This is a genomic window from Rhizobium sp. Rhizsp42, from assembly GCF_047304155.1.
Taxonomy (GTDB): domain Bacteria; phylum Pseudomonadota; class Alphaproteobacteria; order Rhizobiales; family Rhizobiaceae; genus Rhizobium.
In genome coordinates, this window is the sequence record NZ_JBGLYS010000002.1 from 82635 (window position 1) to 105246 (window position 22612).

The following is a 22612-nucleotide window of genomic DNA, read 5'->3' on the forward strand; positions in this document are numbered from 1 at the left end:
GATCCACCGTGATCCGTCGCAAGCGTCGTTGAAAGCGGCGGTGCTAGATGATGTATAGCCCGGAAGGAATGTCCATGGCCCGGCGCCTGGAAGACGCACGCATCCTCATGTATAGCCACGACACGTTCGGGCTCGGCCATCTGCGCCGCTGTCGCACCATCGCGCATGCCCTGGTCGAGGATTATCGCGGCCTGAACATCCTGATCATCTCAGGCGCGACGATCGCCGGTGCCTTCGACTATCGCGCCCGCGTCGACTTCGTAAAGGTCCCGAGCGTCATCAAGCTGCGCAACGGCGAATACACGTCGATGGCAAGCCATATCGATCTTCAGGATACGCTGAAGATGCGTGAATCGATCATCCGCCACACGGCCGAGACGTTCCAACCCGACATCTTCATCGTCGACAAGGAGCCGATGGGGCTGAAGGGCGAGGTCGAGGAGACGCTCAACTATCTGAAGGCGCGCGGCACGACACTGGTGCTCGGCCTCCGCGAGATCATGGACGCCCCTCACCTGCTCGACGCCGAGTGGAAGAAGAACGGCGTGATGCAGAAGATCGATCAGTATTACGATTCGATCTGGGTCTATGGCCCGCCTGATTTCTATGACCCGCTTGTCGGCCTCGATGTGCCCGCCAGTGTTCGGCGCAAGATGGACTTCGTCGGCTTCCTGCAGCGCAGCGTTTCGGCCAACAAGACCTCGATCAATGCCCGCAGCGACGATTATATTCTCGTCACGACAGGCGGCGGCGGCGATGGCTCCGATCTGGTCCACGACGTGATGAATGCCTATGAGCAGGACCCGACCCTGCAGCAAAAGGCGCTGGTCGTGCTCGGTCCCTATATGCCTGCGGCCGAACGAACGACGCTGGTGCAGAAGGGATCGAAGATCCCCTATATCCAGGTGATCGAGTTCGACAACAACATGGAAGAGCTGATCGCCGGCGCCGCTGGCGTGGTGGCGATGGGCGGCTACAACACCTATTGCGAAATCCTCTCCTTCGACAAGCCGGCGCTGATCGTGCCCCGCGTCAAGCCGCGCGAAGAGCAGTTGTTGCGCGCGCAGCGCGCCAGCGACCTTGGGCTCGTCGAAATGCTTCTGCCGGAAGCATCGGCCGACGCCGCCGTCATGGCAGACGCGCTGAAGCGCCTGCCACACCGCCAGCCGCCCTCAATGAGCGGATCCAACATGCGGCTTGAGGGCCTCAACCATATCTCCGAGACAGTCGGCAGCTGGCTCGACAACCGTGGCCGCCACCTTTCCGTCGTCGGCGCCGAGTGAAAGTCGCATCATTGCCGCCACGCCGGAAATTGCTTGTCGTCCTGAAGGGCTATCCGCGCCTTTCGGAAACCTTCATCGCGCAGGAATTGCTGGGGCTTGAAAAGGCCGGTTTCGACCTGACCTTGATCTCCATGCGCCGCCCGACTGACAAGAAGCGCCATCCCGTCCATGACGAGATCAAGGCCCGCGTCGTCTACCTGCCGGAATATCTCCACGAAGAGCCGCTCAGGGTGATGAAGGGGCTGTTTGCCAGCTTCAGGAAGCCGGGCTTCGGCGCACTGATGAAGCGTTTTTTAAAGGACCTGCCGCGTGATATCTCGCGCAATCGCTTTCGCCGGCTCGGCCAGGCAATGGTGCTCGCCCATGAATGGCCCGACGGCGGAGAGTGGCTGCACGCGCACTTCATCCACACGCCGGCCTCGGTCACCGAATATGCGAGCCTTTTGACCGGCGTGCCGTGGACCTGCTCGGCCCATGCCAAGGACATCTGGACATCGCCCGACTGGGAGCTGACGGAAAAGCTTTCCAGCGCCCGCTGGGCGGTAACCTGCACCCGCAATGGCTACCAGCACATGCGCACGCTGACATCCCGCAAGGACGCGGTGCATCTAAGCTATCACGGCCTCGATCTCGCGCGCTTCGGCCATTTCGCAGGCGAGCGATCCGGCCAGGATGGCAGCGACCCGACGAAGCCCGTCTTTCTGCTCAGCGTCGGGCGCGCGGTGGAGAAGAAGGGCTACGACACCTTGCTGCGCGCGATGGCGCTGCTGCCCAGCGATCTGAACTGGCGCTTCGAGCATATCGGCGGCGGCGATGAACTGGCGAAGCTGAAGGCGCTGGCGAGCGAACTCAAGCTCTCCGAGCGCATCACCTGGAAGGGCGCTCTCGCCCAGGAAGACGTACTCGATCACTATCGCCGCGCCGATCTCTTCGCGCTTGCCTGCCGCATCGCTGCCAATGGCGATCGCGACGGGTTGCCGAACGTTCTCGTCGAGGCATCCAGCCAGCGTCTGCCCTGCATTTCCACCTCCGTGTCCGGTGTGCCCGAGCTGCTGGTCGATGGTGAGAATGGGCTGCTGGTTGAGCCCGACGATCCCCAAGCGCTGGCGAAGGCGCTCGAGACAGCCATTCGCGATCCCGCCTTGCGTCAAAGGTTGGGCGACGCCGCCGAGACGCGCGTGCGCAGCCATTTCGACTACAATGCCAGCATCGTTCAGCTCAGCCAGTTGTTCCAACAGGAGTGGCAGAAAGCATCATGAGCGCTCCGAGGGTCTTCTTCTACGTTCAGCATCTTCTCGGCATAGGCCACATCGCGCGCGCAAGCCGCATCGCCAATGCCCTGCAGAATGACGGCTTCGATGTGACTGTCGTGACCGGCGGCCTGCCGGTCGCGGGCTTTCCTGCGGCCGGCTTGAAGACGGTGGCATTGCCGCCGGTGGTGGCCAGCAATGCCGGCTTCTCCGGGCTCGCCGATGAACGGGGCGTTGCCGTTGACCAAGACTTCCTCGACCAGCGACGCGACCTGCTGCTTCAGGCGTTTCACAATGCGCGGCCCGACGTCGTCATCATCGAGGCTTTTCCGTTTGGACGCAGGCAGATGCGCTTCGAACTTCTGCCGCTCATCGAAGCGATCGAAGCGTCGAGCCCACGACCGAAGCTCTTGAGCTCCGTGCGCGACATCTTGCAGGAGAACCGCAAGGCGGGGCGCGACGCTGAGACCGTGGGCCTTGTGCAGGCGCATTTCGACGGCGTGCTCGTTCACGGCGACCCCGATTTCGTTCGCCTCGAGGACACATTCCCGCTGACGGCGGATATCGCCGACAAGGTCTCCTACACCGGGATCGTCGCGCCGCCTCCGCCTGAGCAGGCATCGGAGACGTTTGACATCATCGCCTCCGCCGGCGGCGGCGCGGTTGGGATGGATCTACTGAATGCAGCCGGCGAAGCCGCGACGATGCTGCCGGCCGATCTGCGCTGGCTGCTGATCAGCGGCCCGAACCTGCCGGAGACGGATTTCGCGACATTATCGCAAGCGATCCCATCCAATGTCACGCTCGTCCGGTTCCGTAAGGATTTCCCCTCGCTGCTCGGTGCCGCGCGCGTTTCCATTTCGCAGGCTGGCTACAACACGGTGGGCGACCTCATGCGAACCGATTGCCGTCCGATCCTGATCCCGTTCGTGGCCGGTGGAGAGACGGAGCAGACCGTCAGGGCCGAGCGGCTTGCCAAGCTCGGATTGGCCGAGTTGTTGCCCGAAAAGGGGCTGACGGCGGATCATGTGGCGGCGGCAGTGAGCGCAGCGCTCGCGGCTCCCAAGCGTCGCACAGCCGATCTCAATATCGACCTTGAAGGCGCGAGACGAACGGCCGAAATCATTCGCGCTATGCTCGCGTGAAACTCTCGCCCTTTATGAAAATCATGTGATATAAAACAGACTCTCGCGTGAATCGGCGTCCAGCAATACACGTCTCTTCGCGTTGTTTTTATTGAGCGATCCGGTAGCATGATCCTGTTCTCGGTACCACCGCCCTCTCGTGCAGGATTGATGTCTCAAATTTTCCAGACAATCGACGGTTAGCAATGGAAAAAAGCCTCGCGCGCTACATCTGGTCGAACACGCGGCTGCAGCAGCTTTGGATTCTGGCGGTCGTCGCGCTCTCTATGGTGCCCTACTTCCTGTCGTTCGACCTGCCGAAGCAGATCGTTAACGGACCTATTCAGGGCTCCGGCTTCGAGGGTGAAGGCGCCACGCAGACCTTCATGCATCTGTCCTACACGTTTCCGCTGATCGGAAAGGTGGAGATCTTTCAGGGCATCCAGCTCGGCCGCGAGCAGATGCTGATGGCGCTCAGCCTGGTTTTCCTGGCGCTCGTGGTGCTCAACGGTCTCTTCAAGTTCTACATCAACACCTACAAGGGCCGGCTCGGCGAGCGCATGCTGCGGCGTATCCGCTTTCAGCTGATCGACCGTGTTCTGCGTTTCCCGCCCAATCACTTCAAGCGCGTGAAGTCCGCTGAAATCGCCACCATGATCAAGGACGAAGTGGAGCCCATGGGCGGCTTCACCGGGGACGCCTTCGTTTCGCCTGCCCTACTTGGCGGCCAGGCACTGACGGCGCTCGCCTTCATCATCGTGCAGAACTTCTGGCTAGGCATGATCGCCGCTGCGATCGTCGGTGTTCAGGCCGTCGTCATTCCCCGTATGCGCAAGCGCTTGCTGGAACTCGGTCGCCAGCGCCAGCTGACAGCACGCGAGCTGTCCGGCCGCGTCGGCGAGATCGTCGATGGCATCGGCACGATCCACGGCAACGACACATCGAACCTCGAACGCGCCGACATCGCCGCGCGGCTCGGGCTCATCTTCTCGATCCGCTACGATCTCTATCAGTGGAAGTTCCTGGTCAAGTTCCTGAACAACTTCCTGGCGCAGGTCACCCCGTTCCTGTTCTACGCGATCGGCGGCTATCTGGCGCTTCAGGGCCGGCTCGATATCGGGCAGCTGGTGGCTGTCATCAGCGCCTACAAGGACCTGCCGGGGCCGCTGAAGGAGCTGATCGACTGGGACCAGATGCGCCAGGACGTGCAGGTCAAGTACCAGCAGGTCTACGAGCAGTTCAATGTCGAGCCGTTGATCGACGACAGCATCCACAAGGTTGCCATCGAAGATGTCGCCGCTTTGGCGGCACCCATCATCGTTACCAACCTTGCCGTCAGCGACGACAGCGGCGCCAAGCTCATCGATCACGTCTCCGTCGAAATCAAGCCGAACGAGACGGTCGCTGTCGTCGGCCCCAATTCGAGCGGCGCGGAAGCCTTCGCCGAGGCGCTCGGCCGTGTGGTTTGGCCCAACTCGGGCCGTATCACCATCGACGGAAAGGACCTGCTGGAACTGCCGGAATCGGTTTCGGGCCGTCGGATTTCCTATGCCTCGTCCGATCTCTACTTCTTCCAGGGAACGCTGCGCGACAACCTTCTTTATGGCCTGAAGCACGCGCCGCTGAAGGATCCCGAATACGACGAGCAGACGGCCCAGGAAGCGAAATGGCATGCCGCCGAAGCGATCAAGGCCGGCAACCCGACGCTCGATCCGAACAGCGACTGGGTGGATTATCGCGCAGCCGGCGCCACCGGCCCGGGCGACATCCTGACGGCCATGCGCCCGGCTCTCGACGCCGTGCTGATCACCGAGGACATTCTCGACCTCGCGCTGCGCTCGACGGTCGACACGCACGTCCACACCAAGCTTGCAGAGCATATCGTCGATCTGCGCGCCGCGCTGCGCGAGAAAATGCAGCAGTCGGAACTCGGCAACATTGTCGTTCCCTTCGACTTCGATAGCTACAACGCGCAGGCGACCGTCGGCGAGAACCTGCTTTTCGGCTCGATGAAACGGCCGATCATGAACAACAGGCGCCTGGCGGCGCATCCCTATTTCCAGACGCTGTTCCGCGAAACGGGACTGAGCAACGACCTCTACGCCATGGGCCTGGAAATCGCCGAGAACGCGGTCGAACTCTTCCACGACCTGCCGCCGGACCACCCGTTCTTCCAACAGCTGACCTTCATGACGGCGGACGACATTCCGACCTATCAGGCGCTGTTGCAGAAGCTCAGCAGCCGGAAGTTCGACGACGCCACACCGGAAGAACGCTCGGCCATCATCCGGTTGAGCTTCGCCTATATCGAACCCCGCCACCGCTTCGGTCTACTGACCGACGAGCTGACGGCCAAGATCGTCAGCGCGCGCAAGCAGTTCCACGAGAATATTCCGGATGATCTGGCGGCCGTCATCGAGCGCTACGACCCCGAGCATTTTATTTCGTCGGCAAGCCTGATGGACAACGTCCTGTTCGGTCGTATCGCCTACCAGCGTGCCGACGCGTCCGAGAGTATCCGCTCGATCATGGTCGGCCTCTTCGAGACGCTCGATCTCTTCGATGATGTGCTGTCGATCGGGCTGGAGTTCGACGTCGGCTCTGGCGGCAAGCGGTTGACGATGGTTCAGCGCCAGAAGCTGAACCTGGCACGAACGCTGCTCAGGCGTTCCGACTACATCATTCTCAACCGGCCGCTGTCGGCGTTGGACCAGCGCGTGCAGGATCAGATCACCAACAACCTCGTCAACGAGCTGCATCACGAGGGCGAGCGGCCGGCGATCGTCTGGGTTCTGTCGAACGCTAGACTGGCCGCGCTTTTCGATCGAATCCTGCTTTTCGACCGCGGAAGCCTAGTCGAGGCCGGCAATTTTCCGGAACTTTCCGAACAGAACGGGATGTTCAAGGAACTGTTATCGTAATATTCTACAGGGGCTACAAAAGTGACGTCCTGCCAAAAAGGACGCACGTCATTCTAGCAAGCGCGCCACGAGCGCGCAGGGAGAAAATAAGCTCATGCTGCTTAGAGACGAAGTCGAGATGCTGCGGCGCGTGCCGATCTTTTCACGGATTGCACCAGCCAAGCTCAAACTTTTGGCCTTCACCTCGGACCGCATGACATATAGCGCCGGTCAGGATCTGTTCCGACAAGGCGACCCGGGCGACGCAGCCTATGTGGTGCTCTCGGGAACAGCCGACATTCTTGTTCGCTCGCCCGCTGGCGACATCAAGGTCGCCGATGTTGATCCCAATTCCATCGTCGGCGAGATCGCCATCCTCTGCGACGTGTCCCGTACCGCAACCGTTCGCGCCACGTCGGCGCTTGAGGTGCTGCGCATCAGCAAGGAGCATTTCCTGAAGCTGCTTAGCGACTTTCCCGAGATGGCTGTCGAGATCATGCGCGTCCTCGCGGACCGCCTGAACCACACGACCGCCGAACTGACCGCCGCCCGCGCTGCAAAGAAGCCGGAGCCGGTGAACTAGGCCACCTCTTTCAGCCTATACGGAAACGCAAAAAGCCCGCCCGAACGTCAGTTCAGGCGGGCTTTCTCTGTTGCGTCAATCAATCAGTCACGCTGCTCGAGCGCTCGGCTGAAGGCCAGGGCGGCCAGCGTACAGATGGCACCCGACAGCAGGTAGTAGCCAACGAAGGTCAGGCCGAAGCGGCTGGACAGGCTCAGTGCCACGAGCGGCGCGAAGCCGGCGCCGACGAGCCAGGCCAGGTCGGACGTGAACGCCGCGCCGGTGTAGCGATATCCCCGGCCGAAGCGCGACGAGATCGAGCCCGTGGCTTGGCCGAAAGACAGGCCGAGAACGCCGAAACCGATGATCACGAAGGCATCGTGGCCATTCGAGCCCGAGCCCAGCATGATCGGACCGACGAAGCTGAAGATCGCGATCAGCACTGCGCACACCGCAAGCTGTCCGCGACGGCCGATACGGTCAGCCATCAGGCCGGACGCGATGATCGCCAAGATGCCCACCATGGCGCCGACCGTCTGCACCAGCATGAAGGCGCCGATCGGCTGATCGCCGTAAAGACTCATCCAGCCAAGCGGGAAGATGGTGACGAGGTGGAACATCGCGAAGCTTGCAAGCGGCACGAAGGCGCCGATCAGGATGTCACGGCCATGGATGCGCACGACGTCGCGAATGGGTGCTGCTTCGAGCTCATGCTGTTCCAGCGCCGTGCCGAATTCCTTCGTCATTACCAGGCGAAGGCGCGCAAAGAGCGCGACGACGTTGATGGCGAAAGCAACGAAGAACGGATAGCGCCAGCCCCAGCTGAGGAAGTCCTCCGACGACAGATTGGCGACGAAATAGCCGAACAGCAGGCTTGCCAGCGCAAAGCCGATGGGCGCGCCGAGCTGCGGGATCATCGCGTACCAGCCGCGGTGATTCTTTGGCGCGTTCAGCGCCAAGAGCGACGCCAGGCCGTCCCATGCGCCCCCGAGCGCGAAACCCTGCCCCAATCGGAACAGCGCCAGAAGCGCAATCGACCAGACGCCGATCTCATTATAACCCGGCAGGAACGCAATGGATGCGGTGGATCCTCCGAGCAGGAAAAGGGCGATGGTGAGCTTGGTGCCGCGGCCATACAGGCGGTCGATCGTCATGAAGACCACCGAGCCGACGGGACGTGCCAGGAATGCAAGCGAAAAGATCGCAAAGGAATAAAGTGTTGCTGTCAACCTGTCCGGCGCGAACGGAAAGACAAGCTGCGGAAAGACCAGCACCGAGGCCAGCCCGTAGACGAAAAAATCAAAGAATTCGGATGTGCGTCCAATGACGACACCGATTGCAATGCTGCCCGGCGAAACCGGCTTATCAGCATGAATTTGTCTCGCGTCACGTTCCATGGACGTGGACGAAGGACCATAGTTAGTCACAGTAGCCATATTCAAAACGCCTCCCTCGTTAAGACGCTTGCGGCAAAGCGTCTCAGGTAAGATTTTGAACTAACTGTCGTGCTTATCAAGGGTGGAATGCAGAAATAGTTTATGACCGCCTTCGAAAATTAGCGCCGCGTGAAGAAATGTGCGCGTGAGCGCTAAAATAAGACCCTGAACGGTGGTCGAAGGGCCTTTCTGGGATATATAGTTGCACGAATGCGGCGGCGTGCAAAAAATGCCTCTTTTCGCCGCTTCAAGTTTTTGACATCGCACGCGCTCCGTCGTATCCCGCACTGCGGCAATTCTGCTGCGCTGCGACCAAACACCTCATGTTGCTACAAGTTATAGTGCTTTAGTCGCGGATCGGACGAAACAAAAAGAGCAATAACGACGTGCAAAAGCTGTCAAAGTTTTCCCGCCATCTCGTCATTCTGCCGCTGTTTTTCATGCTCGCAGGATGTAACCTGGTGGTCATGTCGCCTTCCGGCGATATCGCCATGCAACAGCGAGACCTGATCATCGTATCAGTCCTGCTGATGCTGTTGATCATCATCCCGGTGATTTGTCTGACGCTGTTTTTCGCCTGGCGCTACCGCCAGTCGAACACCTCCGCCACGTATGATCCGGAATGGCATCATTCCACGCGTCTCGAAGTGGTCATCTGGTCCGCTCCGCTCGCGATCATCATCGTGCTTGGTGCGATCACCTGGATCACCACGCACAAGCTCGATCCGTATCGTCCGCTCGACCGCATCGACGCGGAGCGCACGATTCCCGCCGACGTAAAGCCCCTGACCGTCCAGGTCGTCGCTCTCGACTGGAAATGGCTGTTCTTCTACCCGGAACTGGGCATCGCAACCGTCAACGAACTGGCGGCTCCGGTCGACGTTCCGATCAACTTCGAGATCACCGCGTCGTCAGTGATGAACTCGTTCTATATCCCCGCACTCGCTGGCCAGATCTACGCGATGCCCGGTATGCAGACCAAGCTGCACGCCGTCATCAACAAGGAAGGCGTGTACGACGGTTTCTCCGCGAACTATAGCGGCGCTGGCTTCTCCCACATGCGCTTCAAGTTCCACGGCATGAACCAGCAGGGCTTCGAAAGCTGGGTGGCTCAGGTCAAGAACCAGGGCACCGCGCTGAACCGCGACGCCTATCTCAAGCTCGAACGTCCGAGCGAGCGCGAGCCGGTTCGCTACTTCGCCACTGCCGACAAGGATCTCTACACCGCGATCCTGAACATGTGCGCCACCCCTGGCAAAATGTGCATGAGCGAAATGATGCACATCGACATGATGGGCGGCGCCGGCAAGGAAAGCCATGAGAACCGCGACAAGCTGAAATTCGACGGTGAGCCGATCGACGGCATCCACCTTCCCGAGCCAGCTGCCGCAGGCGATGCCCCCGCCCATGGCGCCGACAACATGGAAAACATGCCCGGCATGACCATGTCCGGTTCGACCATGCAGCACGACGGCCATACCATGCCGTCGTCCGACGCGAGCGCGCCTGCTGCGACCAAATAATTCAACCTGGCGCTTTGCGTCTAAAAGACACCAATGAACGGGTTACTCCATGTTTTCCAATCCTGACCTTCTGAAGTTGATCTTCGGCCGGTTGACGATCGAGGCAATCCCCTATCACGAGCCAATTCTCGTCGCCACGTTCGGCGCGGTCGTGGTCGGCGGGATCGCGGTCCTCGGTCTCATCACCTACTTCAAACTCTGGACCTATCTCTGGAAAGAGTGGTTCACCAGCGTCGACCACAAGAAGATCGGCATCATGTATGTCATTCTTGCCCTGGTCATGCTGCTGCGCGGCTTTGCCGACGCTCTCATGATGCGTACCCAGCAGGCGATGGCCTTCAACGGCAATCCCGGCATTTTCCCGCCTCACCACTACGACCAGGTCTTCACGGCCCACGGCGTCATCATGATCTTCTTCATGGCCATGCCGTTCGTCACCGGCCTGATGAACCTCGTGGTTCCGCTTCAGATCGGCGCACGCGACGTCTCCTTCCCGTTCCTGAACAACTTCTCGTTCTGGATGACGACGGCCGGCGCAGTGTTGATCATGATGTCGCTGTTCATCGGCGAGTTCGCACGTACCGGCTGGCTGGCCTATCCGCCGCTCTCGGGCGTCGAATATAGCCCTGGCGTCGGTGTCGACTATTACATCTGGGGCCTGCAGGTCGCCGGTATCGGAACGACGTTGTCGGGTATCAACCTGATCGCGACGATCGTTAAGATGCGCGCGCCGGGTATGACCATGATGAAGATGCCCGTCTTCACCTGGACCTCGCTCTGCACCAACGTGCTGATCGTCGCCTCCTTCCCGATCCTGACCGCAACGCTCGCGCTGCTGTCGCTCGACCGCTACGCCGGCACGAACTTCTTCACCAACGACCTTGGTGGCAACCCGATGATGTATGTGAACCTCATCTGGATCTGGGGTCACCCGGAAGTTTACATCCTCGTGCTGCCTGCCTTCGGAATCTTCTCGGAAGTCGTCGCCACCTTCACCGGCAAGCGCCTGTTTGGCTACGCGTCGATGGTTTACGCCACCGTCGTCATCACCATCCTGTCGTACCTCGTCTGGCTGCACCACTTCTTCACCATGGGTTCGGGCGCAAGCGTCAACTCGTTCTTCGGCATCACCACGATGATCATTTCCATCCCGACAGGGGCGAAGATGTTCAACTGGCTGTTCACGATGTATCGCGGTCGTATTCGCTACGAAGTGCCGATGCTGTGGACGATCGGCTTCATGGTGACCTTCGTCATCGGCGGCATGACCGGCGTCATGCTGGCTATCCCGCCGGCCGACTTCGTGCTGCACAACTCGCTGTTCCTCATCGCCCACTTCCACAACGTCATCATCGGCGGCGTGGTGTTCGGTCTGATGGCCGGCGTGACCTACTGGTTCCCGAAGGCTTTCGGCTTCAAGCTCGATCCGTTCTGGGGCAAGATGTCCTTCTGGTTCTGGCTGGTCGGCTTCTACTTCGCCTTCATGCCGCTCTACGTTCTCGGCCTGATGGGCGTAACCCGCCGCATGTCCCAGTTCGAAGATCCGTCGCTGCAGATCTGGTTCATCATCGCTGCCTTCGGCGCCTTCCTCATCGCGCTCGGCATCGGTTCGTTCCTGATCCAGCTCGTCGTCAGCTTCCTGAAGCGCGAAGAGCTGCGTGACACGACCGGCGATCCGTGGGGTGCCCGTACGCTTGAGTGGTCGACCTCGTCGCCGCCTCCGGCCTACAACTTCGCGATGACGCCGATCGTCTACGACCACGACAGCTGGTACGACATGAAGGCTCGCGGCCACGTCCGTCCGACGGAAGGCTTCAAGCCGATCCACATGCCGAAGAACACCGGTACCGGTGTCATCCTCGGTGCTCTGAGCGTCGTCTTCGGCTTCGCGATGATCTGGTACATCTGGTGGCTGGTCGCGGCCTCCGCGCTTGCCATGCTCGTGGTCACCATCGGCCATACCTTCAACTACAAGCGTGACTTCTACATCCCCGTAGAGGAAGTCGTGGAAACGGAAGACAAGCGCACCAAGCTGCTTGCCGAGCAGGTGTAAGATCATGAGCAACTCTGCAATCGATACGGCTGAGAAGCCCGAATTCTACCTGACGGAAGAGCATCACCCGGAAAACAGCACCATGCTGGGTTTCTGGCTCTACCTGATGAGCGACTGCCTGATCTTCGCGATCCTGTTCGCCACCTACGCCGTCCTCGGCCGCAATTATGCGGCCGGCCCGTCGCCGGCAGATCTCTTCGATCTGCCGCTGGTGGCGATCAACACCTCCATGCTTCTCCTCTCCTCCATCACCTATGGCTTCGCCATGCTGCAGATGGAGCGGGCGAAGAAGGCTGAAACACTGTTCTGGCTCGCCGTTACCGGCGTGTTCGGCGCCGTGTTCATCGCGCTCGAACTCTACGAGTTCATCCATCTGATCCACGAAGGTGCGGGCCCGCAGCGTTCGGCGTTCCTGTCGGCCTTCTTCACGCTGGTCGGTACCCACGGTCTGCACGTCACCTTCGGCATCATCTGGCTGGTGACGCTGATGGTGCAGGTTTCGATGCATGGCCTGATCCCCGAGAACAAGCGTCGCCTGATGTGCCTTTCTATGTTCTGGCACTTCCTCGACGTGGTCTGGATCGGCGTCTTCTCGATTGTTTATCTTATGGGAGTACTCGGATGAGTTCGCACGCACCCGCACACGAGGATGCTCACGAAGCCCATCATGGGCACAGCCATGGGCACGAAGCAGCGCACGGCAGCTTCAAGAGCTACATGATCGGCTTCGTCCTGTCGGTCGTCCTGACGGCCATTCCTTTCTGGCTCGTCATGGCCGGCGTCTTCGACAGCAAGGCTGTCACCGCTGCCCTGATCATGATTTTCGGCGTGATCCAGATCGTCGTTCACATGATCTTCTTCCTGCACATGAACTCTCGCTCCGAGGGTGGCTGGACGTTGCTGGCGCTGATCTTCACGATCCTGCTCGTGGTCATCGCACTCTCCGGCTCGCTCTGGGTCATGCATCATCTCAATACGAACATGATGCCGATGAATCCGGAAATGATGAAAAACATGCCCTGACGGGCACAATGGACGGGCGGCGGCAACGCCGCCCGTTACGGTTTAAGACCTTGACAAACTCCCCTGCAGACCAAGCCCCCAAACGTCGTTCGGCGATCGCTCTCACGATCTTCTGCGGCTTCCTCGTCGTCGTCCTTTGCGCGGTTTTCGCGCTTGGTGTCTGGCAGGTCGAACGCCGCGCCTGGAAACTGGATCTGATCGCCCGCGTCGATCAGCGCATCCATGCCGAACCGGTGGCTGCCCCCGCCCGTGCTGACTGGGGAAATATCACCAAAGAAAATGACGAATACCGCCGTGTAACGGCCGAAGGTACCTTGCAGAACGACAAGGAGAGCCTCGTCTACGCGGCAACGGCACTTGGCGCCGGCTATTGGGTGATCACGCCCCTGACGCTCGCCGATGGCACATCCGTGATGATCAACCGCGGCTTCGTGCCGACGGACAAGCGCGATGTGAACACGCGCCTCGACGGTCAGGTCTCCGGCCCCGTCAAGATCACCGGTTTGCTCCGCCTCAACGAGCCGGGCGGCACCTTCATCAAGGCGAACGATCCGGCGAACGACCGCTGGTATTCGCGCGACGTGGACGCGATGGCCGCCAAGCGTGGCGTCACCGATATCGCCCCTTACTTCATCGATGCCGATGCCACGGCCAATCCGGGTGGTTTTCCCGTTGGCGGCCTGACGCAGGTCAGCTTCCCCAACAACCATCTCCAGTACGCGCTGACGTGGTTCGCGCTAGCGGCGATGGTGGCCGGCCTTCTGGTTTTCGTACTGCGCAGCGAACTGCGCCGACGTCGATAGCGGGTCGGGCCTTTGAGCCCGACATCCCCGGCGTTGCCCCGGGCGGCCGCACCGGTCATGATACGGCGATTCCATTTCGGACAATCCGGGCCGCATGATGCGCATCTTTCTCGTTCGCCACGGCGAATCCCTCGGCAATCTTGATGAGCGGGCTTACGGCCAGTTCGGCGATCACAATGTCCCGCTGACCAGCTGGGGACACCGGCAGGCCATCGGCGCGGCCGAGGCGATAGCATCCCACCTCAGAACCTTGGCCGACGTTAGACAGCTGCAGATCTGGTATTCGCCATTCTTGAGAACCCGCCAAACCAAGGACGCCCTGCTTTCGGTTCTGCCGCCTGACCTCATAGGCAAGGTCCGGGAAGACTATCTATTGCGCGAGCAGGATTTCGGCCTTTTCACCGAGATCTATGACCATGCGGAGCAGAGGCAGAAATTTCCCGACGAATTCGAGAAATGGGCAAGGCTGCGCAACAACAGCGGAAAGTTCTACGCGCGACCGCCGGATGGTGAGAGCCGTGCCGATGTCGCGCAGCGCATGCGCCTGTTTATCCAGACGGCACTGCGCGACGCCCGCGATGGCGACGACACCGTCATCATCGTCGGCCACGGTGTCACCAACCGGGCATTCGAGATGAACTTCCTGCAACAACCGGTCGACTGGTTCGAGCGCTCCTACAATCCTGGTAATGCCGACGTGACGCTGATCGAGGGATCATACGTGGCGGGATACGCGTCGACGCTGCTTCATCACGCCGCCGATCGCCGGCCAGGCGAGGAAAGCGAGATGCGGGAGGCCTATGGGGCCGAAGTCAGGATCGCACCGAGATCGGGTATTCCCGATGGGAGCGGAACGTGACCCGTTGCCCGCGATGACCGACATCACGACATCCGGCATGGAACCCCGCTCCTGCGGCACATGCACATTGTGCTGTCGGCTGCCTGAGATCGATCAGCTCTCGAAGCCGGCGAATGCGCTGTGCGTAAACTGCGTGACGGGACAAGGCTGTCTGATCTACGACGATCGCCCAGAGCTCTGTCGAGACTTTCTCTGTGCGTGGATGACGAATCCTAAGCTCGGTTCGGAATGGAACCCGACAGTCGCGAAGATGATGGTCTATGGCCAGGGCGATCAGCTCACGGTGCTTGTCGATCCCGACCATCCGCAGTCGTGGCGCGAGGAGCCATACGCCAGCCAGTTGACGTCATGGGCGACGGACGCAGCCGGGCGTGGTGGCTATGTCATCGTCTTCGTCGGAGACGACGTCTACAAGGTCGCGCCGACCAATTAGCTACCGCCGGGAAGCTCGACTCAGCGTCCTACGCGCGACAGCACGTCCGCCTTCAGGAACCGCTCGACGATTAGCATGAAGACGAGCGACGGGATCAGCAGCAGCAGCGCCGTGATCGAAGCGATCTGGTAGTTGCCGCCCGACGCCGTCGTGTAGAGCAGCAACGGCAGCATGTTCACATCAGGCGCGCCGACGAAGTAGCTGCCGGTGAACTCATCGAGGCTTTCCAGGAAGACGAAGATCGCGCTTGCCATCAAGCCGGGAGCGGCGAGCGGAAGCGTGATGTCGAAGAAGGTGCGCAAGGCCCCTGCCCCGGTCACGCGCGCCGCCTGTTCGAGCTCCGCATCGATCGCCGAGAAGGCCGCGGTGGCAATCCACACAGCGTAGACGAGGCCATGCGAGACATGCACGAGGACGACGCCGGGGATCGTGCCGTTGAGGCCGATCTCGTAGAAGATGCGCGCGACATTCACGTAGACCGTGAGGTTCGGGAAGGCTTGGGGAATGAGGAAAGCGAGCAGGATTACGCTGCGCAGCGGCAGCTTCAGCCGCGCCAGCGCATAGCCGGCCGGAATGGCGAGAAGCAGCGAGACGATGACGGTCAAGACCGCGACGACAAGCGAGTTGCGCAGCGAATCCAGCGCTCCACCGCGCGGCGCGAAGACCTTTACCCAGGAGCTGAAGCCGTATTCCAGCGGCAGGCTATGCGGAAAGTACCATTTCTCGGCAACCGTCCACAAAACCAGATTGGCGAGCGGGCCGAAGATGAAGAAGGCCATCAGTCCGAAGACGATGCCGCGTGGCACCCACCACAGTGCGGCGAGAGAGACTCGCGATCGAGAAATCGTCGTCATCACGCGCGCTCCTTCAGACTTTGGCGGAGATAGATCCAGGCCACGGATGATGCCAGCACCAGCGAGACGAGGCCGAGCGCGTTGGCGACACCGTAGTCGCCATAGGCGTTGACGCGAAATGCGATATCGGCGGTCAGCATGGTCGGCGATTGCGCGTTGATCATCAAAGGCACAGAGAGCACCGACATCATGGTGACGAAGGAGAGGATCAGGCCGACGGTGAGCGTGACGGCGACCTGTGGCACGATGATCTCGAACAGCAGCCGCAATTTTGACGCGCCGAGATTGCGGGCGGCCTCGATGGTGTCGCGATTGATGGACGCCATCGCACCGGCAACGAGCAATGCCACGAACGGCGTCTGCTTCCAGACGAAGGCGATGACGATGCCGCGCCAGTCGAGGAAACTCACGGCATCAAGCGGCGTCATCAGGCCGAGGCTGACGGCGGTGTTGTTCATCATGCCGTTCTTCGAGAGAAATGTGCGCAGGATCTGGCCGACGACGATGAACGGAATGAACATCGGCCAGCGATAGAGCCAGCGCAGGATCGCAACGGCACGCGGATGCTCGCCGAGCGTCAGATAGCCGCCGATCGCGATCGAGCCGAGGCCAATCAGCACGGTCGAGAGACCGACGATGACAACAGTAAAGACGATGTCGTTGGTGTAGAGGTCGAAGGTCTTGACGAAGTTGTCGAAGCCGAGCGCTCCGCCTTCCACCCTGAAGGCGCCCACCGCCGACATGATCAGCGGAAGAATGAATAGGGCTGCAATGACCGCCAGCGCGGGCAGAACAAGCAGGAGACCGAGTAGGCGTTTCGACATGTGACGACCTTGAGACGCGAGCGAGGCGGATGAGAGGAGGCGGTGACAGAGACGAGCGCCGCCGAAAGGACGGCGACACCGCGTGCCACCTCTCATCCGGTCAACCGAACCGCCTTCCCCCGGGAGAGAAGGCGGTTCGCAGGCTTACTTTACGGACTTTTCGTAGGCTTCGAGGATCGCGGTATTGTAAGGCGCGATCGGGAAAGGCTTGCCGTTGTTGGCGAGATCGTCAGGCGTGATGTCGACGAAGAGCTTGTTCCAGGTCGCGTCGTCGAGCTTCGGCTTGACGAAGTTAGCGTCGATACCCGGATACCAGTTGAAGCGCTTGACGATACCTTCGGCCTGAACTTCCGGGCTGGTGGCGAGCGCGATGAACTTCTCGGCAAGCGCCTTGTGGCCGGACTTTTCAGGAACGACGTAGTGCATCGGCTGGCCGGGCATGCCCGGTGCCGGCAGCACCAGCTTCATTTCCGGCGGCAGCTGGCCATTGGCCTGCCAGCTGTAGAACATGTCGACCCAGACTGGGCCCATGGCGATTTCGCCACGGCTGAGAAGGTCGAGCGTGCCGGCGTTGCCTGGTGTCAGCGTGGCGTTCTTGGTGAAGTCGGCGAGGCTCTTGAAGGCGCCGTCCCACTTCGTGGTTTCTTCCTGCTTGAACGGACCCGTCATCAGGTTGTTGGCATCGCCGCCGCCGAAGGCATAGACCCAGCCCATAACGAAGGACACGCCCGAAGCGCCGCCCTTGATGCCGTTATAGCCGAACTGCTTCGGATGCGCCTTTGCCCATTCGGCGAGTTCAGCGTAGCTCTTCGGCGGGTTCGGAACCAGCGCCGGGTTATAGGCGATTGCCGTCTGGCTATTGAACATCGGCATGACGAAGCCATCGACATCCGAGCCGAGCGCGTTCTTCGCGTTGCCGCGGGTCACGAGCTTGCCGGTATCGATGTTGCCGCGATACTTCTCGAGGTAACCCTTCTGGACCATCGGGCCGGCGAACTTTTCGTGCACGACGGCAACGTCGACGTCCCAGACCTTAGCTTCGGCTGCCGCCTGCGCGTCGAAACGCTCAAGGATCTTCTGCGAACCCGCATCACCGGGGCCGGTGCCGACGGCGCGAACCGTGTCGCCCGGATTGGCCTTCTCGAACAACGGTCCGAGATACTGGTTGATGTAATCTACCATGTTCTGGTCGCCGGCGGTGGCGACCGTCAGCTCTTCGGCCTTTACCGGCAACGTCGCGAGAGCAATGGCGATAGCGGCATACGTCAATCTCTGCATCAGGCTTCTCCTTGTTATGAAAATGTGAGGTTCTGAAAGTCAGGCATCAAAAGGTCAGGCGTGGACTTTCCCGGGCGAAACCCGGGAAATGGCGTTTGCCGGCTGGGTGCTCGGCGAATTGAAGAGAAACAGGGCGTCGGCAGGCACATGGACGCGGACGCGCTCGCCCGGCTCGAATGCCCGCGGCGCGTCGGCCATGATCTCGCGGTCGCCGACATGAACGACATGGCGCCAGTGGCCGCCGGGGTAGCTGACGGCTGCGATCTTGCCATCGAGCGTAACGCCGGATCCGACAACTGCGGTCTCGGCGGAGAGGATTTGCGCTGCCTCCGGGCGGAAGCGCGCCTCGACGGTGCCTTGCACGAGGTCTCGCCCCATCAGGGCGACATGGCCTGCGGCATTTGCCGGGCCCGCAGCGATAACGAAGTCGTTGCCATCAGGCGCGCCGGTCAGCAAGATCACGTTCTCGGCGCCCATGAAGGCCGCGACGAAGGCCGAGGCTGGCCTGTTGTAGACGTCTTCAGGGGTGCCCTGCTGGGCGATCCGGCCGGCATTGAGGATCACGATCCTGTCGGCCATCACCATCGCTTCTTCGCGGTCATGCGTCACGTGAACGGCGGTGATGCCGAGGCGTTTCTGCAGCGCACGCAGCTCGTGGCGAACGCTGAGCCTTATGCGGGCGTCGAGATTGGAGAGCGGCTCGTCGAGCAGCAGAATCTCCGGATCGACCGCGAGCGCACGGCCGAGCGCGACGCGCTGGCGCTGGCCGCCGGACAAGGCCGCCGGCTTTCGTGCGCCAAGCCCATCCAGCCCCAGGAGGGACTGCATGGCAGAGACCCGCTTGTCGATTTCGCTGCGCTGGACCTTCTTCAGCTTCAGCCCGTAGCCGATATTCTGCGCTACCGTCATATGTGGCCAGAGCGCGTAGGACTGGAAGACGAGCGCCATGCCGCGCTTGTCGGGCGGCAGGTGCGTCACTTCGCGATGGCGCACGGAGACGGATCCCGACGATGGCGTCACGAAGCCGGCCAGAACACGCAGCAATGTCGTCTTTCCGCAGCCAGACGACCCCAGTAAGGCGACGAATTCCCCGCGCTCTATGTTGAGGTCTATGTCCTCCAGAACCTGGGTGTTGCCATATCTGCAGGCAACCGACCGCAATTCCAGAAACGCGCCTTGGCTCATCTTTCAACTCCCGTTGCACAGCTGTGCAATATGCCCAGGAGCTAGTTAGAATGTTTCCTTTACAGTTAGATGACGGTTGCCGCCTTCTCGCTATCCACTGCATCGAATGGATGATCCTTGCGCGGTTTTGCCCTCGATTTCAGGCTCTAACAAGCGGCCCGGATGCGCAGTGACAATTCGATGACGAAAATGAAACGCGGTTGGAAAGGCGTGTTACGCCTACGACACATGATCGCTCTAAAGAGGCGCCGGAAGACGTCGCTGGCCTGAGTTTGGCCTGCGGCTTGGAACCGGAGAAGCGCCGTGAAGATCATCCACATCACCGATACACATCTGAGCCCCAACAAGCCGCATTTCAACGGCAACTGGGCGCCCTTGGTCCGCTGGATCGAGGAAACCGGCGCCGACCTGATCGTCCACACCGGCGATCTCAGCGTTGACGGCGCAGATAAGGACGAAGATCTGACCTTTTCCATGGATCTGATGCGCGAAGTGTCGATCCCCATGCTGATCGTTCCCGGCAATCACGACGTCGGCCACCTCCCCGGCTCCGCTCAGCCGGTCAATCCGGAACGCCTGGCGCGCTGGCGCAATCTCGTCGGCCCCGACTACTGGGTCAAGGATATCGGCGAGTGGCGCATCATCGGCCTCAACAGCCTGCTGATGGGCTTTGAGGACGCGGAAGAGCAGGCGCAGTTCGACTGGCTGCAGAAGACGCTCGCCGAACGCGGTGACCGCCGTGTCGCGATCTTCGCGCACAAGCCGCTGTTCGTGGACGACGCCAATGAAGGCGACACCGGTTACTGGAGCGTGCGCCCGACGCAGCGCCGCAAGCTTTACGACCTGATCGCCGCCCACGACGTCGCGCTCTTTGGCAGCGGCCACCTGCACTGGACGTGGAAGGGTGAATTCGGCCAGACCTCCGTCGTCTGGGCGCCGCCGACGGCCTTTATCCTCGATACGATGGAACGCGAAATGCCGGGCGAGCGCCTGGTTGGTGCAGCCGTGCACGAGCTTGGCGACGACGTCACCACCGAACTGGTCGCCGTACCCGGGATGACCGCCTACTTCCTCGACGATGTCGTGGAGGAGGTCTATCCGCAGGCAGCACCGAAGAAGCAGCGCGAGCGAGCGGAATGAGCGCGCTTTCCCTTCGCGGTATCACCAAGTCCTTCTCCGGCAACGCCATCCTCAAGGGCGTCAGCCTTGACGTCGAGCCGGGCGAGTTCATCGCGCTGGTCGGCCCGTCGGGTTGCGGCAAAAGCACGTTGCTGCGCATCCTTGCCGGCCTCGATCACGCCGACCAGGGCCAGATCGTCATCGGCGGCGAGGATATGTCGGCGATCGCCGCCGCCGATCGCAATATCGCGATGGTCTTCCAGTCCTACGCGCTCTATCCGCATCTGACGGCCGGCCAGAACATTGCCGTTCCGCTCGCCATGCGCCGTCTCTCCGGCGCGCAGCGCTTGCCATTCGTCGGCTCCATGCTTCCCGGCCAGCGGGCCATCAGCGCGGCGATCGCGCGTGATGTCGCCGAAATGGCGAAGTCACTGAAGATCGACCATCTGCTCGACCGAAAGCCCGGCCAGATGTCGGGCGGCCAGCGCCAGCGTGTGGCTCTGGCGCGCGCCATGGTGCGCCATCCGAGCGTCTTTCTTATGGACGAGCCGCTCTCCAACCTGGATGCGAACCTGCGTGTCCACGCCCGTGGGGAGATCGTAGAGCTGCATCGGCGCGCCGGCGTGCCGACCGTCTACGTCACCCATGACCAGGCCGAGGCCCTGTCGATGGCCGACCGCGTGGCCGTGATGATCGGCGGCAATCTGCTTCAACTGGCAAGCCCGCAGGTCATTTACGATGACCCGGCGCATATTGAGGTTGCCCGCTTCGTCGGTCAGCCGCGCATCAATGTCGTGCCGGCGCTCGCCGAAAGCGGCATGGTGTCCTTCGGTGGCGTCAGGCTCGGCTTGCACACCCCTGTTTCGGCCCGCACGCCGGTGAGTCTGGCGATCCGCCCCGAATTCGTCCGCCTGGCGGATAGTCGTGAGGATGGTCTTGCGGCGAAGGTCGAGCGCATCGAGTTCCTCGGCTCCGAGGTCATCCTCTACTGCAAGCTCGATGCGATCGGCGAAACAATGATCGCCAAGCTCTCGCCGGCGGAGGCCAGCGGGGTCTCGGCTGGAATGCCCGTTGCTCTCTCGCTGTCGGCGGACAAGGCCATGGTCTTTGCCGAGGATGGCAGCCGCATGAAGGCAAGCCCGATTACGATCGACGCGACGCTGGAGAAGGCTCATGGCTAGCATCGCCATGGACGCACCTGCGGCCCGCAAGACCACGGCAGCGCGCGAACGCAATGAAGCACGCACGGCCTGGCTTCTAGCACTGCCCGCCATCATCCTGATCTTTGTTTTCGTGCTTCTGCCGGTAGTCGCGGTCGTCCTGCTCGGCTTCACCGATTTCGAGCTTGGCATGGGCAAGTTCCGCTTCGTCGGTTTCGAGAATTACGCGCACCTGATCAACGATCGCGCCTTCCGCAAGGCTCTGTGGAACACGACCTGCTATACGGCGATCGTCGCCCCTGTTTCGATCGTCCTCGGCCTTGTCGTCGCTCTGCTGATCGAAAGCGAGACCACCGCGCGGAGCTTCTTCCGCACGGTCTACTTCCTTCCGGTGGCATCACTGATCGTCGCCATGGCGACCGTCTGGCAATATCTCTTCCACCCGACCATCGGGCCGATCAACAGCCTGCTGGCGCTGGTCGGCATCCCCGGCCCCAACTGGCTGGCGGCCTCCAGCACCGTGCTCTACAGCCTGTCGATCATCGGCGTCTGGCAGTCGGTCGGCTTCAACATGGTGCTCTTCCTGGCCGGCCTCACCGCCATTCCGCGTGAGCTCTATGCGGCTGCCGAAGTCGATGGTGCCCGCTCGGCTTTCGACCGGTTCCGTCTCGTGACCTGGCCGATGCTCGGGCCGACGACGCTGTTCGTCACGACCATCAGCATCATCAACTCGGTGAAGGTCTTCGAGACCGTCCAGACCCTGACCCAGGGCGGGCCGAACCACGCATCCGAAGTGCTGCTTTTTAGCATCTACCAGGAAGGCTTCGTCTATCTGCGCGTTGGTTACGCATCGGCGATGACCGTGGTGTTCCTCGCCATCCTGATGGTGCTCACCTTCCTCCAGTACAATGTTCTCGACCGCCGGGTGCACTACTCATGAGCG

20 protein-coding genes are annotated in these 22612 nt (G+C 61.2%); 15 read left to right on the forward strand and 5 right to left on the reverse strand.

The window, feature by feature from the left end; all coding sequences use genetic code 11:
* Positions 1-74 precede the first annotated feature (74 nt).
* From ACCD05_RS03160 to ACCD05_RS03180, 5 genes are all read left to right on the forward strand, one after another.
* Positions 75-1283, forward strand: coding sequence for a glycosyltransferase family protein (locus ACCD05_RS03160; protein WP_047504158.1), 1209 nt, complete (start codon positions 75-77; stop codon positions 1281-1283).
* 11 nt (positions 1284-1294) lie between these two features.
* Positions 1295-2542, forward strand: coding sequence for a glycosyltransferase (locus ACCD05_RS03165; protein ID WP_112949402.1), 1248 nt, complete (start codon positions 1295-1297; stop codon positions 2540-2542).
* Positions 2539-3678 carry a glycosyltransferase gene (locus tag ACCD05_RS03170; RefSeq protein WP_112949403.1) on the forward strand — a complete coding sequence of 380 codons (1140 nt, stop codon included), beginning with the start codon at positions 2539-2541 and terminating at the stop codon, positions 3676-3678. The genes ACCD05_RS03165 and ACCD05_RS03170 overlap by 4 nt, the downstream gene beginning before the upstream one ends.
* A 185-nt stretch (positions 3679-3863) precedes the next feature.
* The gene (locus ACCD05_RS03175; RefSeq protein ID WP_112949404.1) at positions 3864-6578 is read left to right on the forward strand and encodes an ABC transporter ATP-binding protein; all 2715 of its coding nucleotides are present in this window, start codon (positions 3864-3866) and stop codon (positions 6576-6578) included.
* Between the two features lie 94 nt (positions 6579-6672).
* Positions 6673-7140: a cyclic nucleotide-binding domain-containing protein gene (locus ACCD05_RS03180; RefSeq protein ID WP_018901196.1), complete on the forward strand. Its 468-nt coding sequence runs from the start codon at positions 6673-6675 to the stop codon at positions 7138-7140.
* An 83-nt stretch (positions 7141-7223) separates the two neighbouring features.
* Here the strand turns inward: ACCD05_RS03180 and ACCD05_RS03185 are convergent, their stop codons facing one another.
* Positions 7224-8555 (reverse strand): MFS transporter, encoded by a 1332-nt coding sequence (locus tag ACCD05_RS03185; protein ID WP_112949405.1) that lies wholly within the window; start codon positions 8553-8555, stop codon positions 7224-7226.
* Between the two features lie 386 nt (positions 8556-8941).
* Between ACCD05_RS03185 and cyoA the strand changes: the two genes are divergently transcribed.
* From cyoA to ACCD05_RS03220, 7 genes are all read left to right on the forward strand, one after another.
* Positions 8942-10078, forward strand: a complete 1137-nt coding sequence (cyoA, locus tag ACCD05_RS03190) for a ubiquinol oxidase subunit II (protein WP_112949406.1) — start codon at positions 8942-8944, stop codon at positions 10076-10078.
* A 49-nt stretch (positions 10079-10127) separates the two neighbouring features.
* Positions 10128-12131: a cytochrome o ubiquinol oxidase subunit I gene (gene cyoB / locus ACCD05_RS03195; RefSeq protein WP_018896980.1), complete on the forward strand. Its 2004-nt coding sequence runs from the start codon at positions 10128-10130 to the stop codon at positions 12129-12131.
* Positions 12132-12135: 4 nt separating this feature from the next.
* The gene (gene cyoC, locus ACCD05_RS03200; RefSeq protein ID WP_018896979.1) at positions 12136-12756 is read left to right on the forward strand and encodes a cytochrome o ubiquinol oxidase subunit III; all 621 of its coding nucleotides are present in this window, start codon (positions 12136-12138) and stop codon (positions 12754-12756) included.
* Entirely contained in the window at positions 12753-13154 is a 402-nt protein-coding gene (gene cyoD, locus ACCD05_RS03205; protein WP_112949407.1) for a cytochrome o ubiquinol oxidase subunit IV, read from the forward strand. The genes cyoC and cyoD overlap by 4 nt, the downstream gene beginning before the upstream one ends.
* Before the next feature lie 50 nt (positions 13155-13204).
* The gene (locus ACCD05_RS03210; RefSeq protein WP_413391119.1) at positions 13205-13957 is read left to right on the forward strand and encodes an SURF1 family protein; all 753 of its coding nucleotides are present in this window, start codon (positions 13205-13207) and stop codon (positions 13955-13957) included.
* Positions 13958-14054: 97 nt separating this feature from the next.
* Positions 14055-14816 carry a phosphoglycerate mutase family protein gene (locus ACCD05_RS03215; RefSeq protein ID WP_112949455.1) on the forward strand — a complete coding sequence of 254 codons (762 nt, stop codon included), beginning with the start codon at positions 14055-14057 and terminating at the stop codon, positions 14814-14816.
* 202 nt (positions 14817-15018) lie between these two features.
* The gene (locus ACCD05_RS03220) at positions 15019-15249 is read left to right on the forward strand and encodes a hypothetical protein (RefSeq protein ID WP_413391121.1); all 231 of its coding nucleotides are present in this window, start codon (positions 15019-15021) and stop codon (positions 15247-15249) included.
* 20 nt (positions 15250-15269) lie between these two features.
* Here the strand turns inward: ACCD05_RS03220 and ACCD05_RS03225 are convergent, their stop codons facing one another.
* From ACCD05_RS03225 to ACCD05_RS03240, 4 genes are all read right to left on the reverse strand, one after another.
* Positions 15270-16103 (reverse strand): ABC transporter permease subunit, encoded by an 834-nt coding sequence (locus ACCD05_RS03225; protein WP_112949409.1) that lies wholly within the window; start codon positions 16101-16103, stop codon positions 15270-15272.
* Positions 16103-16927 carry an ABC transporter permease subunit gene (locus tag ACCD05_RS03230; protein WP_112949410.1) on the reverse strand — a complete coding sequence of 275 codons (825 nt, stop codon included), beginning with the start codon at positions 16925-16927 and terminating at the stop codon, positions 16103-16105. The genes ACCD05_RS03225 and ACCD05_RS03230 overlap by 1 nt, the downstream gene beginning before the upstream one ends.
* A 144-nt stretch (positions 16928-17071) precedes the next feature.
* On the reverse strand, positions 17072-18205 hold the full coding sequence (locus ACCD05_RS03235) for an extracellular solute-binding protein (RefSeq protein WP_018896972.1): 1134 nt from the start codon (positions 18203-18205) through the stop codon (positions 17072-17074).
* 54 nt (positions 18206-18259) lie between these two features.
* On the reverse strand, positions 18260-19390 hold the full coding sequence (locus ACCD05_RS03240; protein WP_112988765.1) for an ABC transporter ATP-binding protein: 1131 nt from the start codon (positions 19388-19390) through the stop codon (positions 18260-18262).
* A gap of 303 nt (positions 19391-19693) precedes the next feature.
* Between ACCD05_RS03240 and ACCD05_RS03245 the strand changes: the two genes are divergently transcribed.
* Genes ACCD05_RS03245 through ACCD05_RS03255 form a run of 3 tightly spaced genes read left to right on the forward strand, consistent with a single transcriptional unit; the run spans position 19694 to position 22609 of the window.
* Entirely contained in the window at positions 19694-20530 is an 837-nt protein-coding gene (locus ACCD05_RS03245) for a metallophosphoesterase family protein (protein ID WP_112435228.1), read from the forward strand.
* Positions 20527-21690, forward strand: a complete 1164-nt coding sequence (locus tag ACCD05_RS03250; RefSeq protein WP_112949412.1) for an ABC transporter ATP-binding protein — start codon at positions 20527-20529, stop codon at positions 21688-21690. Before ACCD05_RS03245 ends, ACCD05_RS03250 begins: the two co-directional genes overlap by 4 nt.
* Complete coding sequence (locus ACCD05_RS03255) at positions 21683-22609, forward strand: carbohydrate ABC transporter permease (protein WP_047504204.1); 927 nt, start codon at positions 21683-21685, stop codon at positions 22607-22609. The genes ACCD05_RS03250 and ACCD05_RS03255 overlap by 8 nt, the downstream gene beginning before the upstream one ends.
* The last annotated feature ends 3 nt before the right edge of the window (positions 22610-22612 follow it).